At 65.2% G+C, this 14619-nt stretch carries 16 protein-coding genes; 6 read left to right on the forward strand and 10 right to left on the reverse strand.

Annotated elements, in window-relative coordinates:
- Positions 1 to 14: 14 nt before the first annotated feature.
- The 5 genes from H9L12_RS13800 to H9L12_RS12850 form a co-directional block, all read right to left on the reverse strand.
- The gene (locus tag H9L12_RS13800; protein WP_246450749.1) at positions 15 to 1538 is read right to left on the reverse strand and encodes an ATP-binding protein; all 1524 of its coding nucleotides are present in this window, start codon (positions 1536 to 1538) and stop codon (positions 15 to 17) included.
- The gene (locus H9L12_RS12835) at positions 1514 to 2251 is read right to left on the reverse strand and encodes a PAS domain-containing protein (RefSeq protein WP_246450751.1); all 738 of its coding nucleotides are present in this window, start codon (positions 2249 to 2251) and stop codon (positions 1514 to 1516) included. The genes H9L12_RS13800 and H9L12_RS12835 overlap by 25 nt, the downstream gene beginning before the upstream one ends.
- Before the next feature lie 191 nt (positions 2252 to 2442).
- On the reverse strand, positions 2443 to 2958 hold the full coding sequence (locus H9L12_RS12840) for a flavin reductase family protein (protein WP_187542051.1): 516 nt from the start codon (positions 2956 to 2958) through the stop codon (positions 2443 to 2445).
- Positions 2959 to 2981: 23 nt separating this feature from the next.
- The gene (locus H9L12_RS12845; RefSeq protein WP_187542052.1) at positions 2982 to 3764 is read right to left on the reverse strand and encodes a phenylalanine 4-monooxygenase; all 783 of its coding nucleotides are present in this window, start codon (positions 3762 to 3764) and stop codon (positions 2982 to 2984) included.
- 197 nt (positions 3765 to 3961) lie between these two features.
- The gene (locus H9L12_RS12850) at positions 3962 to 4237 is read right to left on the reverse strand and encodes a 4a-hydroxytetrahydrobiopterin dehydratase (RefSeq protein ID WP_187542053.1); all 276 of its coding nucleotides are present in this window, start codon (positions 4235 to 4237) and stop codon (positions 3962 to 3964) included.
- 66 nt (positions 4238 to 4303) lie between these two features.
- Between H9L12_RS12850 and pcaF the strand changes: the two genes are divergently transcribed.
- Together pcaF and paaD are read left to right on the forward strand one after the other, a co-directional pair.
- Positions 4304 to 5506, forward strand: a complete 1203-nt coding sequence (gene pcaF, locus H9L12_RS12855) for a 3-oxoadipyl-CoA thiolase (protein WP_187542054.1) — start codon at positions 4304 to 4306, stop codon at positions 5504 to 5506.
- Complete coding sequence (paaD, locus tag H9L12_RS12860; protein WP_223177125.1) at positions 5506 to 5946, forward strand: 1,2-phenylacetyl-CoA epoxidase subunit PaaD; 441 nt, start codon at positions 5506 to 5508, stop codon at positions 5944 to 5946. The genes pcaF and paaD overlap by 1 nt, the downstream gene beginning before the upstream one ends.
- Position 5947: 1 nt before the next feature.
- On the opposite strand, the gene H9L12_RS12865 is transcribed toward paaD, so the two are convergent.
- Complete coding sequence (locus H9L12_RS12865) at positions 5948 to 6397, reverse strand: DUF2059 domain-containing protein (protein WP_187542056.1); 450 nt, start codon at positions 6395 to 6397, stop codon at positions 5948 to 5950.
- Positions 6394 to 7401 (reverse strand): chorismate synthase, encoded by a 1008-nt coding sequence (locus H9L12_RS12870; RefSeq protein WP_187542057.1) that lies wholly within the window; start codon positions 7399 to 7401, stop codon positions 6394 to 6396. The genes H9L12_RS12865 and H9L12_RS12870 overlap by 4 nt, the downstream gene beginning before the upstream one ends.
- A gap of 106 nt (positions 7402 to 7507) precedes the next feature.
- On the opposite strand from H9L12_RS12870, the gene H9L12_RS12875 reads away from it, so the two are divergent.
- On the forward strand, positions 7508 to 8839 hold the full coding sequence (locus H9L12_RS12875; protein ID WP_246450424.1) for a dicarboxylate/amino acid:cation symporter: 1332 nt from the start codon (positions 7508 to 7510) through the stop codon (positions 8837 to 8839).
- Between the two features lie 59 nt (positions 8840 to 8898).
- On the opposite strand, the gene H9L12_RS12880 is transcribed toward H9L12_RS12875, so the two are convergent.
- Together H9L12_RS12880 and H9L12_RS12885 are read right to left on the reverse strand one after the other, a co-directional pair.
- Complete coding sequence (locus tag H9L12_RS12880; protein ID WP_187542058.1) at positions 8899 to 10482, reverse strand: amino acid permease; 1584 nt, start codon at positions 10480 to 10482, stop codon at positions 8899 to 8901.
- A gap of 115 nt (positions 10483 to 10597) precedes the next feature.
- A complete protein-coding gene (locus tag H9L12_RS12885; RefSeq protein ID WP_187542059.1) occupies positions 10598 to 10975 on the reverse strand; it encodes a histidine triad nucleotide-binding protein in 378 nt (125 codons plus the stop codon).
- Positions 10976 to 11029: 54 nt separating this feature from the next.
- Here H9L12_RS12885 and H9L12_RS12890 point away from each other — a divergent pair, with 54 nt between their 5' ends.
- Both H9L12_RS12890 and fumC read left to right on the forward strand, forming a co-directional pair.
- Positions 11030 to 11512, forward strand: a complete 483-nt coding sequence (locus H9L12_RS12890; RefSeq protein ID WP_187542060.1) for an SspB family protein — start codon at positions 11030 to 11032, stop codon at positions 11510 to 11512.
- An 82-nt stretch (positions 11513 to 11594) separates the two neighbouring features.
- Positions 11595 to 12986, forward strand: a complete 1392-nt coding sequence (gene fumC, locus H9L12_RS12895; protein ID WP_187542061.1) for a class II fumarate hydratase — start codon at positions 11595 to 11597, stop codon at positions 12984 to 12986.
- Here fumC and H9L12_RS12900 read toward each other — a convergent pair.
- Entirely contained in the window at positions 12983 to 13543 is a 561-nt protein-coding gene (locus tag H9L12_RS12900) for a DUF2585 family protein (RefSeq protein ID WP_187542062.1), read from the reverse strand. The genes fumC and H9L12_RS12900 overlap by 4 nt on opposite strands.
- 28 nt (positions 13544 to 13571) lie before the next feature.
- On the opposite strand from H9L12_RS12900, the gene H9L12_RS12905 reads away from it, so the two are divergent.
- Positions 13572 to 14591: a magnesium transporter CorA family protein gene (locus H9L12_RS12905; RefSeq protein WP_187542063.1), complete on the forward strand. Its 1020-nt coding sequence runs from the start codon at positions 13572 to 13574 to the stop codon at positions 14589 to 14591.
- Positions 14592 to 14619 lie beyond the last annotated feature (28 nt).

Genomic DNA, 14619 nt, shown 5'->3' on the forward strand with positions numbered 1-14619 from the left:
AAATGTCCGGCGCCCTAATCTTCCAGCAGGGCCTGGATCGCCCGGTCGAGCACAGCGGGCAGAAAGGGTTTCGTCAGGATCGCGGCATCCGGGGCGACGCGCCGGATGGCGTCCGTCTCGCTGTAGCCCGACACGAAAATGATCCGCTGCCCGGGACTGATGGCTCGGATTTGTTGCGCGACCTCGGCACCAGTCATGCCGGGCATGATGAAGTCGATCACCACGACTTCGGGCCTAAGCGTCTTGAACAATTCAAGGCCCTGCTGGCCATCGCCGGCCTCGGTGACGGCAAATCCGCTTTCCGTCAGGCTGGCGCACAGCATCCCCCGCACCAGTTCGTCGTCGTCGATGACCAGGATGGAATGGCCGGCGGGCGGCTTCTTTGCCGCAGCGACCAGACTTTCGTCCTGCTCGACCCCATCTTCCTCGCCGTCGGCCATCCGGAAGTACAGGCGGACTCGTGTTCCTTCGCCGACACGGCTTTCGATCCTTGCAGTGCCGCCCGATTGGCGGGCCATGCCATAAACCATGGACAGGCCCAGGCCGGTGCCTTTGCCGGCTTCCTTCGTTGTGAAGAATGGGTCGAAAGCTCGCGCGACCACCTCCTCGGGCATGCCGGTGCCGGTGTCGCGAATCTCGAGCTCAATATAGTCGCCGGGCGACAGCTCATTGTCTTCGCCGACAGTCACCGCCCGGGTAGAGATGCCAAGTTCGCCACCATCGGGCATGGCGTCACGGGCGTTGATCGCCAGGTTGAGCAGCGCGACCTCCACCTGGGTCGGGTCCGCCATGACGCGCCGCTGCTCGTCATGAAGCTCGATGCGCTTGGCGATTCCGGGACCGAGAACGTTGCGCAGCAGCGGTCGCATCTCCTCGATCAGGCTGGCGACGTGGATCGGCCGAACTTCCAGCCGCTGCACTCGGCTGAATGCCAGCAACTGCGCGGTCAGGCGGGCACCGCGCTCCGCGGCCGCCAGTGCGTTCTTGGCATAGCGTTGCGATTTCGGGTCCAAACCCTGCCGGAGGACCATGTCGAGGCCGCCCACCACGACCGTCAGCAGGTTGTTGAAATCGTGGGCGATCCCGCCGGTTAGCTGACCGAGCGCTTCCATCTTCTGACTTTGGCGAAGCTGTTCCTGGGCCAGCTTGAGCTCGGAGATATCACGAGCCTCAAGAACGAGGATTTCGACCTCGCCTTTCTCGTTGGTGACCGGCGTCAGCGAGAAATCGAGCGTGGTCACGACATGGCCGCGCCGCTCCAGGACGATTTCGCGCCGGACCGGATGGCCATCGGCCGCCTGCCGGATAAATTCGCGCAGGGGCATGATATTGTCCGGGTAGAGGCTGAGCGTCGGGGCGTCCCAGATTTTCTGCCCGACGGCACTTTCCGGGTTGGGCGCGCGCCAGGCCATGGGCGACCGGTTGAGGTCGAGGACAGTGCCATCGGGCGAAAGCAGCACGATGACCTCCAGCACCGTGTCGACGATCGCCCGGAATCGCTGCTCGCTGGTCGTCAGCGCCCTGGTCCGCGCCTCCACCTGGCGGCGAAGTTCAGACTCGGCCTCTTTCTCGAGCGTGATGTCGATCGCCGTGCCGATGAAGCCGGTGAGTTCCTTCTCGGGCCGAAACGTGGGCTCGACACCGACCGAAGCCACCGCCATTCCCCGTCTGCGCGCTTGTAGCGACCCTCCAGCGTGAACGTTTGCAGTGAAGCCTCGCCCGCAAGGCTTTCCCTGGTCAGCCGGTCAACGTCGTCGGGATGGATGAAGGCCAGCCAGTTGGCGTCCCGCGCCTCATCCTGAGTGCAGCCCATGAAGTCAGCGTAGGCTCGGTTGACGAATTCGCGCGTTCGGTCGGCACGGGTCACCCACATGATCACCGGCGCGAAGTCGGCGATCCGGCGGAAGCGCGTCTCGCTTTCCCGAGCTGCGGCGTCGGCGGCCCGTTGCTCGGTCAGATCCTGGACCAGCAGGGCGAAGCCAACAACCTTCCCGTCCTTCCCGACGTGCGGGACATATTCGGACTGGACCGTGCGCTGGCCGCGCGTCGGATGGTCGAAGATGGCGGCGAACCACTGCCGTTCGCCCTCCAACGCGGCTTCGATGGCGCCGCGACGGACCGCATAGGCCTGTTCGCCCATCACCTCACGGATGCTCCGGCCGAGGATCGAACTGCGCGGGCGGCCGAACCAGTTGGCGATGCCGCTGTTGCAGAAACGATAGACCTGGTTCGCGTCGCAATAGGCGACCATCACCGGCAGGGCGTCGGCAATGGCGATCAGTGAGTTGAAATCGAAGCCGACGGCGTCGGTTACCGGCGTTTGCCGTTGCTCCCCGGCCTCGCCCGCCGGCTGCGAGTCGTCACCCCCCGATCCTTCATCGCGCCAGCCTGACGCCGGTTCGGGGCGAAGTCACGGATTTCCGTCGAGCGGCCGACGCCAGTCTAGTCGAAATGGAGGCGACGATAGGAGCCGCGAAAATAAAGCAGGGGATCCAGTCCGGCCTCGAACGTCGCCTTCTTAACCTCGCCGACCAGGATCCAGTGGTCGCCGCCTTCGTGCACTGCGTTGCGCGCGCATTCAAAGATCGACAATGATCCGGCCAGTACCGGCGCGCCCATTTCGCCGGCGGACCAGGGGGTCTGGCCGAAGCGGTCCTCCACCCGGGTCGAAAAGGTGATCGACGCCGGCTGCTGGCCGGTCTGCAGGACGTTGACCGCGAAATGCCCGGCCTCGATCAACGGGACGGCGCAGGTGGCGTTCTTATGAATGCATACCAGCAGTAGCGGCGGATCGAGCGACACGCTGGTGAAACTATTGGCCGTGAGGCCGCACGGGTTCCCGTCGGCGTCGAGGCAGGTGACGACCGTAACGCCAGTCGCGAAGCAGCCCAGCGCATCGCGCAGGGTGCGCGGGTCGGAGCCGGTGCGATATTCGCGGCTGTCGGGAAGGGTGCTCATCCCGACCGCCTATAGGCGACCGCCTACTGCGCGGCCAGCCGTTCCAGCGTTTCGAGATTGGCCGAGCGGATCGCGGCCAACGCTCCGGGCAGGTCTTCGGCCACCAGGTAAAGCGGCTGGAAGGCGTCGTGGCGGTAGGGCGTTCGCACCGCCTCGCCCAGGCTGAACGGGCGGCGTTCAATCGACGATTCTTCCAGCGAGTAGTGCGATTCGCCGAAGCTGGAGGCAAGGCCGGCGCCGAGGATGCGCAACTCGCCATCCTCGCGCGCCAGGCCGAATTCGATGCTGTGCCAGTAAATCCGGGCGACGAGGTGACCCTCGCCGGCGGCGCAGGCCTCGACGCCCAGCCGGCCGACCTCGGTCATCAGATCGGCGACGGTAGGGTCGGCAAGCATCGGCACATGGCCGAAGATGTCGTGGAAACAGTCGGGTTCCTCCAGGTAATCGAGCTGCGCCCGCTTGCGGATGAAGTTGCCCACCGGGAAGACCCGTTCCGCCAGCATGGCAAAGAAATCCTCGTCGGGGATCAGGCCCGGCACGGCGACGCAGCGAAAGCCGGTCAGCGGCTCCAGCCGCGCGTTCAATTCGCCCAGCTCCGGAATGCCGGGATGGCCGAGGTTAAGAACATCCAGGCCGTTGCGAAAAGCGTCGACGAGCCGCGGACCGATCGATTCGACCTGCCGGGCAAACAGAAGGTCCCACACGGCATGGTCATCCTCTGTGAAATGCGACCAATTTTGCGGAACGACGTGGCGTTCCCAGCCAGATCGTTCGTCAGTCAGGGCGATTGCGGTGTTGGAAATCATCGGGCGTGAACCTTTCGGGCAATAAAAAACCCGCCGAAGCAGGGGCTTGGCGGGCGGTAGAGTGGGTTTGAGATACGAATATCCTCAGCCGGTCTCCACCGCGCAGGGATAATAATAGCTCGCCGTCGCCGCGGGGGCGGCGCCAACGGGGCGGGTGAGGGCAAACGAACTTTGCATTGCGGTGAGTGTATCGGCCTTCATGCATGAACGCCAGATGGATTGAATTTTTCATCGATCCAGTGCGCCATCGCCACATCGCGATCCGTCACGCCACCGGCGTCGTGGCTGGTCAGGCGGATATCGAGCCGGTTCCATACCGAGGTGAATTCGGGATGGTGGTCGACCGCCTCGGCATGGTCGGCGAGCTTGGTCAGGAACCCGAACGCGGCCTTGAAATCGGCGAAGGTCAGCGTCCGCTCGATCGCCGTGCCGTCAACGCTGCGCCGCCAGTTGCTGGGAATATCGTCGATCATGCTCGCGCCATGCACCCGAATGGCCTCGCCTTGCAAAGGTGGAACGCTCGGCGCAGGGAACGCGCCATGACTGACGCCTTCATCTGCGACGCCGTCCGCACACCCATCGGCCGCTATGGCGGTTCGCTAAGCGCGGTCCGGCCTGACGACCTGCTTGCCATCCCCTTGGCAGCGCTCAAGGCGCGCAATTCCGGTGTCGACTGGACGCATGTCGACGACGTCATTGCTGGCTGCGCCAACCAGGCGGGCGAGGATAACCGCAATGTCGCGCGCATGGCCGCGCTTCTGGCGGGACTGGGTGAAGCCGCGCCCGGGACGACCATCAACCGGCTGTGCGGGTCGGGGCTCGATGCGATCGCGATGGCGGCACGGGCAATCAAGGCCGGCGATGCCGACCTCATCGTCGCCGGGGGCGTTGAAAGCATGACCCGCGCACCGTTCGTCATGCCGAAGTCCGACACCGCCTTCGGTCGTGCCAATGCGGTGTATGACACCACGATCGGCTGGCGCTTCGTCAACCGCCTGATGAAAGACCGCTTCGGGATCGATTCGATGCCGGAGACCGCCGAGAATGTCGCGGCCGAATATGGCGTCAGCCGCGAGGATCAGGACCGCTTCGCCGCCGAGAGCCAGCGCCGAGCAGCGGCGGCGCAGGCCAGCGGCCGGCTGGCGGCCGAGATCGTTCCCGTCACCATCCCGCAGCGCAAGGGCGAACCGGTCACCGTCGAGCGGGACGAACATCCGCGCGAGACGACGGTCGAGAAGCTGGCGCAATTGAAGCCGATTGTCCGCCCTGACGGGACGGTAACGGCGGGCAACGCCAGCGGCGTGAACGACGGGGCGGCGGCGATGATCATCGCATCGGCAGCAGCGGTGGAACGTCATGGGCTGACCCCGCGGGCGCGGGTTCTTGGCGGCTCGGTCGCCGGCGTTCCCCCGCGAATCATGGGTATCGGTCCGGCGCCGGCCAGCGCCAAGCTGATGGATCGCCTCGGCCTTCATATTGGCGATTTCGGCGTCGTCGAACTGAACGAAGCATTCGCCGCCCAGGGCCTGGCGGTGATGCGTGAGCTTGGCCTGCCCGACGATGCGCCGCACGTGAACCCAAACGGCGGCGCGATCGCGCTCGGCCATCCGCTCGGCATGTCCGGCGCCCGGTTGGCAATGACCGCTACCGAAGAGTTGCAGCGGTCCGGAGCCAGGCGTGCGCTCGCCACCATGTGCATCGGGGTCGGCCAGGGAATCGCGCTGGCGATCGAGCGGGTTTAGTGGCCGATCCGGCCGCCTTGCGCGAGGTCTTGGCCGGGGTCGAGGATCCGGAAATCCCGGTGCTGAGCGTTCTCGACCTTGGCATCGTCCGGGCGATCGAGCCGGACCGCGTCGTGATCACGCCGACCTATTCGGGATGCCCGGCGACCCACGCCATTGAAATGGCGATCCGCGGCGCGCTTGATGCGGCGGGGTTTCGCTCGGTGGCGGTCGACACGGTGCTGACACCGCCCTGGTCGACCAACATGATCAGCGAGGGCGGCAAGGCCAAGCTCCAAGCCTATGGCATCGCACCGCCCAGCCTGTCGCCGACCGCGACCTGCCCGCAGTGCGGGTCGACCGACACGGTGGAGGTCAGCCGCTTCGGATCAACGCCGTGCAAGGCGCAATGGCGGTGCCGGTCGTGCCTCGAACCGTTCGACCGGTTCAAATGCCACTGACCTAGTCGGGCGCGCAAAGCGTCGGAAGGTCGGTGCGATCGGCGCAAAAGGCGATCCGGACCTGGCGACCGAGATCGACATCGCCAACGGATTGAAGCGTGGTGGCGATTACCCGTGGCATCGCTTCGTGCAGGTGCCGGGCCGCTGGCGATTCCGCCTGTGCGACCAAGGTCCGCAGATCCTCCACCGTCAGATGGGTGGCGAGCGCCCGGGCGTCCGCGGCGAACAGCCGTTCGCGTTCCTGCGCGTAGACCTTCGCGGCAACGGCGCGGAGCGCGGCCTTGTCCTTTTCCGCCATGGCGGGCTCGCGCTCGATCATTTCCTGCGTGTCTTTCTTCTCCGCGACGGACAGCAGCGTCGCAAGCGTTCCACGTTCCGCCAGCCGGCGGCCCAGCGCCAGCGCCTCCGCGCTCGGCTCGGCACCGGCAAGCATCAGGGCGATCACGATCATCGGACATCTCCACATTGAGCACGATGGAGGAGCTTGTGGTCAGCCAGCACCAGTGCGACCATCGCTTCGACCACCGGCGCTCCGCGAATGCCGACGCACGGGTCATGCCGGCCGCGCGTGATCGCTTCGGCGTTGCCGCCGCTCGGGTTTATGCTGGGGACGGGCAGACGGATCGAACTGGTCGGCTTGAAGGCGACGCGCACGATAACCGGCTGGCCGGTGGAGATGCCCCCGACGATGCCGCCCGCCATATTGCCGTCGAAGGTCGGACCGTCCGGGCCCTCGCGCATTGCGTCCTGGGACGTGCTGCCCTTCATTCGCGCCGTTTCGAAGCCCGCGCCGATCTCCACGCCCTTGACCGCGTTGATGCCCATGCAGGCGGCGGCGAGGTCTGCATCGAGCTTGCCATAGACGGGCGCGCCCCAGCCGACCGGCACGCCGTCCGCGACACATTCGACGATCGCGCCGACGCTGTCTCCGGCGCGGCGCGTGTCGTCGAGCAATGCTTCCCACCGCTCCGCGTCGCTCTCGCCACCGATCTCGGTCACCCGCGCTTCGATGCTCACATCGGGGATGATGAGCCGAGCGATCGCCCCGCCGGCCACCCGCACCGCCGTTTCCCGCGCCGACGCCCGGCCGCCACCGCGCGGATCGCGAAAGCCATATTTCCGGTCATAGACATAGTCGGCATGGCCCGGGCGATAGGGCGCATCGACGGGGTAATCCTTGCTGCGCGCATCGACATTGTCGATGACCATGCCGATTGAGGTGCCGGTCGTTCGGCCCTCGTATACCCCCGACAGTATGCGAATTCGGTCCGGCTCCTGCCGCGGCGTCACGTTCTTCGACGTTCCCGGTCGGCGCTGATCGAGGAAGCGCTGCATCCACGCCTCGTCGAGGTTGATGCCGGGCGGGCAGCCGTCGAGCACCCCGCCGATGGCTGGGCCGTGGCTTTCACCCCAGGTTGTCAGCGTCAGCAGCCGTCCGAACTGATTGATGCTCATGACCCCCTCGAGAATTTCGCGCGCTGCAGATGGCGTAGCGCATGAGCCTCAGCTTGCCAAAGTGCCGCCGCCGGTCTTTGCATTGGGAAAAAGGGGACGATGAACGATGGCCGTGATGCATCAGATACCGGCGCGGGTCGACGCCAACCGGCCGTGGTACGCCCACCTTTACGTTCAAGTCCTGCTCGCGATTGCCGCCGGCGTACTGGTCGGCCACTTCGCGCCGGCGACGGGCGAGGCGCTGAAGCCAATCGGCGACGCCTTCATCAAGCTGGTCAAGATGATCATCGCCCCGGTTATCTTCCTGACCATCGTCACCGGGATTGCCGGTCTTCGCGACCTCCGCGCCATGGGCCGCGTGGCGCTGAAGGCGTTCGTCTATTTCCTGTTCTTCTCGACCCTGGCGCTGCTCATCGGGCTGGTGGTCGCCAATGTCGTCCGTCCGGGCGCGGGGCTCAACATCGATCCCGCGACGCTCGACGCGACGAAAGTAGCCGATTTCGCGGACAAGGCGCACGCGACGACGCTGACCGGCTTCCTGCTCGACATCATTCCCGACACGTTCCTGTCGGCGCTCACCGCGGGCAACATCCTCCAGACGCTCCTTGCGGCGATCCTGTTCGGGATTGCCCTGACGCTGGTCGGCAATCGGGGCGACAAGCTGCTCGACGCGCTCGACCAGGTCTCGATCGTGATGTTCCGGCTGGTCGCGATCGTCATGCGGGTCGCGCCGATCGGTGCTTTCGGGGCAATGGCCTTCACCATCGGCAAATATGGCGTTGGCAGCCTTGCCAACCTCGCCGGGCTGGTGGCGACGTTCTACCTGACCTCGCTAATGTTCGTCATCCTCGTCCTCGGGACGGTCGCCCGCCTGGCCGGCTTCTCGATCTTCCGGTTGATCTCCTATCTCAAGGCGGAGCTCTTCCTGGTGCTCGGCACCTCCTCGAGCGAAAGCGCGCTGCCGTCGCTGATCGAAAAGATGGAGCGCGCCGGATGCCCCAAGTCGATCGTCGGGCTGGTGGTTCCGTCGGGCTACAGCTTCAACCTCGATGGGACCAACATCTACATGACGCTTGCGGCGCTGTTCATCGCCCAGGCGTGCAACGTCGAATTGACATTGGGCCAGCAACTGCTGCTGCTCGGCGTCGCGATGCTTTCGTCGAAGGGCGCCGCGGGGGTCACGGGCGCGGGGTTCATCACCCTGGCCGCGACCTTGTCGATCGTCCCGTCGGTGCCGGTCGCCGGAATGGCGCTGATCCTCGGCATCGACCGCTTCATGAGCGAGTGCCGAAGCCTGACCAACTTCATTGGCAACGCCGTCGCCTGTGTTGTCGTGACCCGCTGGGAAGGGCGGCTCGACCGCCCGCAATTCGACGCCGCGCTGGCCGGTGAACTTCCCAGCGTCGACCGGCTGCCCGAGGGAGAGGTCGAAGCCTGACCCGCAAAGAAAAAGGGGAGGCGGTGAGGCCTCCCCTTCGTCGTCAGGTCAACGCTCGATCAATGCTGGTGATTGGGATCGTCCACCCCCGGAAGATGGGGCGCCAGGTCGTGCGCTTCGTCTTCATGGACTTCGACCCGGCCCTGGCCGAGATGGCTCGAGCGACGGCTGTAGCCGAAGTAGACGAAGAAGCCGATGATCGTCCAGATCGGCAGGACCATCATCGCCTCGAACGGCAGGTTGAGGAACAGGAAGATGCAGCCGCCGATGGTCAGCGGGCCGACCAGCCACAGCGCCGGGGTGCGGAACTTGCGCTCCCGGTTGGGGTCGCGCCGGCGAAGCATCATGACCGCGATGGCGACCATCATGAACGCGTAGAGCGTGCCGGCGTTGGCGATGTCGGCAAGCTGGCCAACCGGCAGGAAGGCCGCAGCGACGGCGACGACGACTCCGGTCAGTGCGGTGACGACATAGGGCGTCTTCCACTTCGGGTGAACCTTGGACAGGCCTTCCGGGAGCAGGCCGTCACGCGCCATCACGAAGAAGATGCGGGTCTGACCGAACAGCAGGATCAGGATGACCGAGGGCAACGCCAGGAAGGCGGCGATGCCCAGGGCGTTGCCGATGGTGCTGAAGCCGATGTTGCGCAGGACGTGGGCCAGCGCCTCGTTCGAGCAGACCAGCGCTTCCTTGTATTGCGGCATGGCGCACTGACGAGCCAATTCTTCCGATCCCGCCGGGAACGGAACACCGTTCGGGCCCATGATCGGCTGGCCGCCCAGGGTGCCGATCGCGCCGGCGGCGACCAGGATATAGAAGATCGTGCAGATCAGCAGGCTGCCGACCAGGCCGATCGGGACGTTGCGCTGCGGGTTCTTGGTTTCCTCGGCCGCGGTGGAAACCGCGTCGAAGCCGACATAGGCGAAGAAGATCGTCGCTGCCGCGCCGACTGCGCCGACGCCGGTGCCGAACCCGCCGAAGATTCCGGCCGGCAGGAAGGGATTGAAGTTGGCCGCTTCCGCCTTCGGCAGCGTCAGGACGATGAAGGCGGTCAGGGCGGTGATCTTGATCGCGACCAGGATCGAATTGAAGACCGCGCTTTCCTTGGTGCCGATCATCAGCAGCCAGGTAATCAGCAGGGCGATGACCAGGGCCGGGAGGTTGATCAGGCCGCCTTCGACGCCGCCCAGTGCAAGCGGTCCGGCGGACAACCATGTGGGTAGTTGTATGCCCAGAAACTCGTTGAGGATGGTTCCGGTAAAGTAACCAGACCACCCGACCGACACGGCGGAAGCGGCGATGGCATATTCGAGCACCAGCGCCCAGCCGACCGTCCAGGCCAGGAACTCGCCCATCGTCGCATAGCTGTAGGTGTAGGCGGAACCCGCGACCGGGATCATCGCCGCAATCTCGGCGTAGCAGAGGGCGGCGACGATGCAGACCGCGCCGGCGATGATGAACGCCAGCATCAGGCCGGGGCCGGCCTTTTGGGCGCCGGCAGCGGTCAGGACGAAAATGCCGGTGCCGATGATGCAGCCGATGCCGAACAGCATCAACTGGATCGGACCCAGCGAGCGATGGAGCGATTTGCGCTCCGCCGTCGCCAGGATGGCGTCGAGCGGTTTCACGCGGTCGAGTAACATGCCGTTCCCCTTGAATTGCGCGCCCGTGCTTGCAGGCGGCGTCGTTCGTTTGAAATCGGACGGGAACCTAGCGGTCTTTTCCCCTCGTGCAACGCCTTATCGACCAGAGCGGCGTTCAGCGGGCCAGCATCGGTCCCAGCGGCTGGCCGCCGAAGATGTGGACGTGGAGGTGGGGAACCTCCTGCCCGCCGCGCTTGCCGACATTCGACAGCAAGCGGTAGCCCTGCGCATCGGCGCCGACTTGCCGGGCGACATCGCCCACCGCGCGGGTGAAGTCGGCGATTTCCGCGTCGCTCGCCCGGGCCGAGAAGTCGTCCCAGCTCACGTAGGCGCCCTTGGGGATCACCAGGATGTGGATCGGCGCCAGCGGATTGATGTCGTGGAACGCGAGGCTGTGATCGGTTTCCAGCACCGTCTTGCTGGGCAGCTCGCCGCGCAGGATGCGGGCGAAGATATTGCTGTCATCGTACGGCTGCTTGGCATCGATCGGCATCGGGAATCATACTCCGGCTTGACCCTTTGGCCTTGCCCGCTACCACGAAATGACATGACCGACGAAACCCCTGAGTCCCTGATTCCCTACGACGAGATCGTGCAGGAGGCGCTGCGCGACGTTGTGGGACGCGTGCTCAGCGAAGTCGAGCGATCGGGCGGACTTCCCGGCGGCCATCATTTCTACATCACCTTCAAGACGCGGATGCCGGGTGTTTCCATTCCCAAGCACCTGACCGACCGCTTCCCCGACGAGATGACGATCGTCATCCAGCACCGCTTCTGGGACCTGAAGGTCAGCGACGATGGCTTCTCGGTCGGTCTTTCGTTCGGCGGCGTGCCGTCGACGCTCAACGTCCCGTTTTCCGCTGTGACCGATTTCGTCGACCCTGCGGTCGACTTCAGCCTCAAGTTCCACGCCGAAGGCGCGCCTCAGGGCCATGAGGACCATGAGGCAGCCGAAAACGACGTGCCCGCGACCGAGCCGGTCGAGGACGGGTCGAACGTCGTCTCGGTCGATTTCACCAAGAAGAAGTAGGCCAGGGCGCAATCTCGACTCGCACGCGTCGCCTCGATAGGGGCGGCGGCACCATCCCCTTGCAACAGGATTGCCGCGCGCCATGACCCCGACCCGCACCGAAACCGACAGCTTTGGACCGATCGAAGTCCCGGCGGACAGCTATTGGGGTGCCCAGACCGAACGCTCGATCCTCAATTTCCCGTTCGGCCCGCGCGAACAGATGCCGATCGAGATCGTCCACGCGCTCGGGTTCGTGAAGCAGGCGGCGGCGCGGGTGAACGCCCGGCTTGGCAACCTCGATGCCGACCTGGCCGAGGCGATCCAGCAGGCCGCAGCCGAAGTCGCCCGAGGCGACCTCGACACGCAATTCCCGCTCGTCATCTGGCAAACCGGATCGGGCACCCAGTCGAACATGAACGCGAACGAGGTGATCGCCGGGCGCGCCAACGAGAAGTTGACCGGCAAGCGCGGCGGCAAGGAGCCGGTCCATCCCAACGACCATGTCAACAAGGGCCAGTCGTCGAACGACAGCTTCCCGACCGCGATGCACATCGCTGCCGGGATCGCGGTGTCGAAGAGACTTCTGCCGGCGCTGAAGACGATCCACGCGCGCCTTGCCGAGCAGGCGAAGCGCTGGGACTCGATCGTCAAGATCGGCCGCACCCATTTGCAGGACGCGACGCCGCTGACGCTCGGGCAGGAATTCTCCGGCTACGCCGCGATGATCGAGGACAATATCGACCGGGTCGAAGGCGTTCTGCCGCGTGTGCTTCGCCTCGCGCAGGGCGGCACGGCGGTCGGCACCGGCCTCAACGCGCCCAAGGGTTTTGCCGACGCCTTCGCCAAGGAAGTCGCCAACCTCACCCGGCTGCCGTTCACCTCGGCGCCCAACAAGTTCGCGGAGCTCGCGGCGCACGACACGCTGGTCGAGTTATCGGGCGTGCTCAACACGATCGCCGTGTCGCTGACCAAGATCGCCAACGACATCCGCCTGCTCGGCTCCGGCCCGCGCTGCGGCCTCGGCGAACTGAAGCTTCCGGAGAATGAGCCGGGCAGCTCGATCATGCCGGGCAAGGTCAACCCGACCCAGTGCGAAATGCTGACGATGGTCGCCGCCCAGGTGATGGGCAACCATGTCGCGACGACCGTCGGCGGACTTCAGGGCCACATGGAACTGAACGTGTTCAAACCGCTGATCGGCGCCAACGTGGTCCGCTCGATCAACCTGCTGTCGGTCGGCATGGAAAGCTTCACCGAGCGGACGCTCGACGGGTTGGAGGCGGATGAGGCGCGAATTTCGGCGCTGATGAACCAGTCACTGATGCTGGTCACCGCGCTGGCGCCGGAAATCGGCTATGACAACGCCGCGACGATCGCCAAGCATGCCCACAAGAAGGGCATGACCCTGAAGGAGGCGGGCCTCGACCTCGGCCTGGTCGACGAAGCGACCTTCGACCGAGTGGTGAAGCCGGAGGCGATGCTGGGCCGCTAGGCCCCGGCCTGCCAGTCGAGGATCGACTGGCTCGGATGGACCAGCATCCACACGTTCAGCGTCAGATTGTCGCGGATGGCGATCAGTGGGACGATCTCCATCGCCGCGACCAGCGCCACGCTGGCCCAAAGCGGCAGTCGCCGCGCGGCGAGGAAGCCGACGATCATCATCGCGATGTCGCTTGCCGAATTGAGGATGCTGTCGCCGCTGTAGCCGAGTGCGATCGTCGCTTCGCGGTAGCGGTCGATGATGATCGGGCTGTTCTCGGCGATTTCCCACGCTGCCTCGATTAGGATCGCGATCAGCAATCGGCCGCCGACGGGAACGCGGCGCATCGCCAGATGGAGCGCGGCGTAGAACAGGAAGCCGTGGATAATGTGACTGAAGCTATACCAGTCAAGCAGCATCTGGCTTTGCCTCGGACCGACCGGCCCCCACAGCGTAACCTCCCCGCAGGCGCAGATCGGTGGGCGCCCCATCGCGAACAGGGTGGCGACCGCGGCCGCGAACAGGGCAAAGGCGAGGAACGGCCAGCGCCGCCGGATCAGCTCGGTCATTCGCTATGGCTAGGCAGGATCGGCCCCCTTGCCAACCGCCAACGCAGAGGCCACCACCGCCGCCATGCTTCGCCTGTTCGGACCCGAATGCACGCCAGCGCCGATCGACCCGGCGCACTGCACCGCACTTCCGGAATCGACGGTGTGGATCGACTTGCTGGAACCCACCAAGGAAGAAGAGCGGCTGGCCGAGAAGCTGCTCGGTACCAATATCCCGACCCGCGAGGAATTGGCGGAAATCGAGCCGTCGAGCCGGCTTTACCAGAAGCGCGGGGCCGCGTTCATGACGATGTCGGTCCTGTTCGGCGTCGGTGACGGACAGCCCGACAGCGACGCGGTCGGCTTCATCCTCAACGACAAGCATGTCGTGACCGTCCGCTACATCGACCCCAAGCCGTTCGTGGTGTTCGCCGAGCACGTCTATGCCGAGCCGGAGATTGCGCGCGATCCGAAGGAGCTCTTGGTTCGCCTACTCGACGCGATCGTCGATCGGCTGGCCGACGAATTCGAAGTCGCCGGCAAGGACATCGAGACGATTTCCCGCCGTATCTTCCAACGCCACGCGCACAGGAGCAGCGACAACAAGGCGCCGGAAATGCGGCTGGAAGCGATCCTGATGCGGATCGGCAAGGTCGAGCAGTTGCTGGCCAAGCTTCGCGAGACGTCGGTCAGCACGCTCCGCTTGCTGACCTTCCTCCAGTCACTCGACATGCTGGAAGACGACGCGACGAACCGCCGCCACGTGAAGAGCCTGGTCGCCGACGCCGACGCGCTCAACGACCATAGCAATTTCCTGGGCGACAACCTGACGTTCCTGCTCGACGCGACGCTCGGCCTCATCAGCCTAGAGCAGAACAATGTGATGAAGGTTTTTTCCGTGTTCGCGGTCATCTTCATGCCGCCGACACTGATCGCCGGCGTCTACGGCATGAATTTCGAGCATATGCCGGAACTGAAGTGGATCTTCGGCTATCCCTTCGCTCTGGCGCTGATGCTGGCCAGCGCGATCATTCCCTTCATGGTGGCGAGACGGCGGGGCTGGCTTTAGTCCCTTTGTCAACATGACCGCTTCTTGC

This window comes from Sphingomonas rhizophila, from assembly GCF_014396585.1.
Taxonomy (GTDB): Bacteria; Pseudomonadota; Alphaproteobacteria; order Sphingomonadales; family Sphingomonadaceae; genus Sphingomicrobium; species Sphingomicrobium rhizophilum.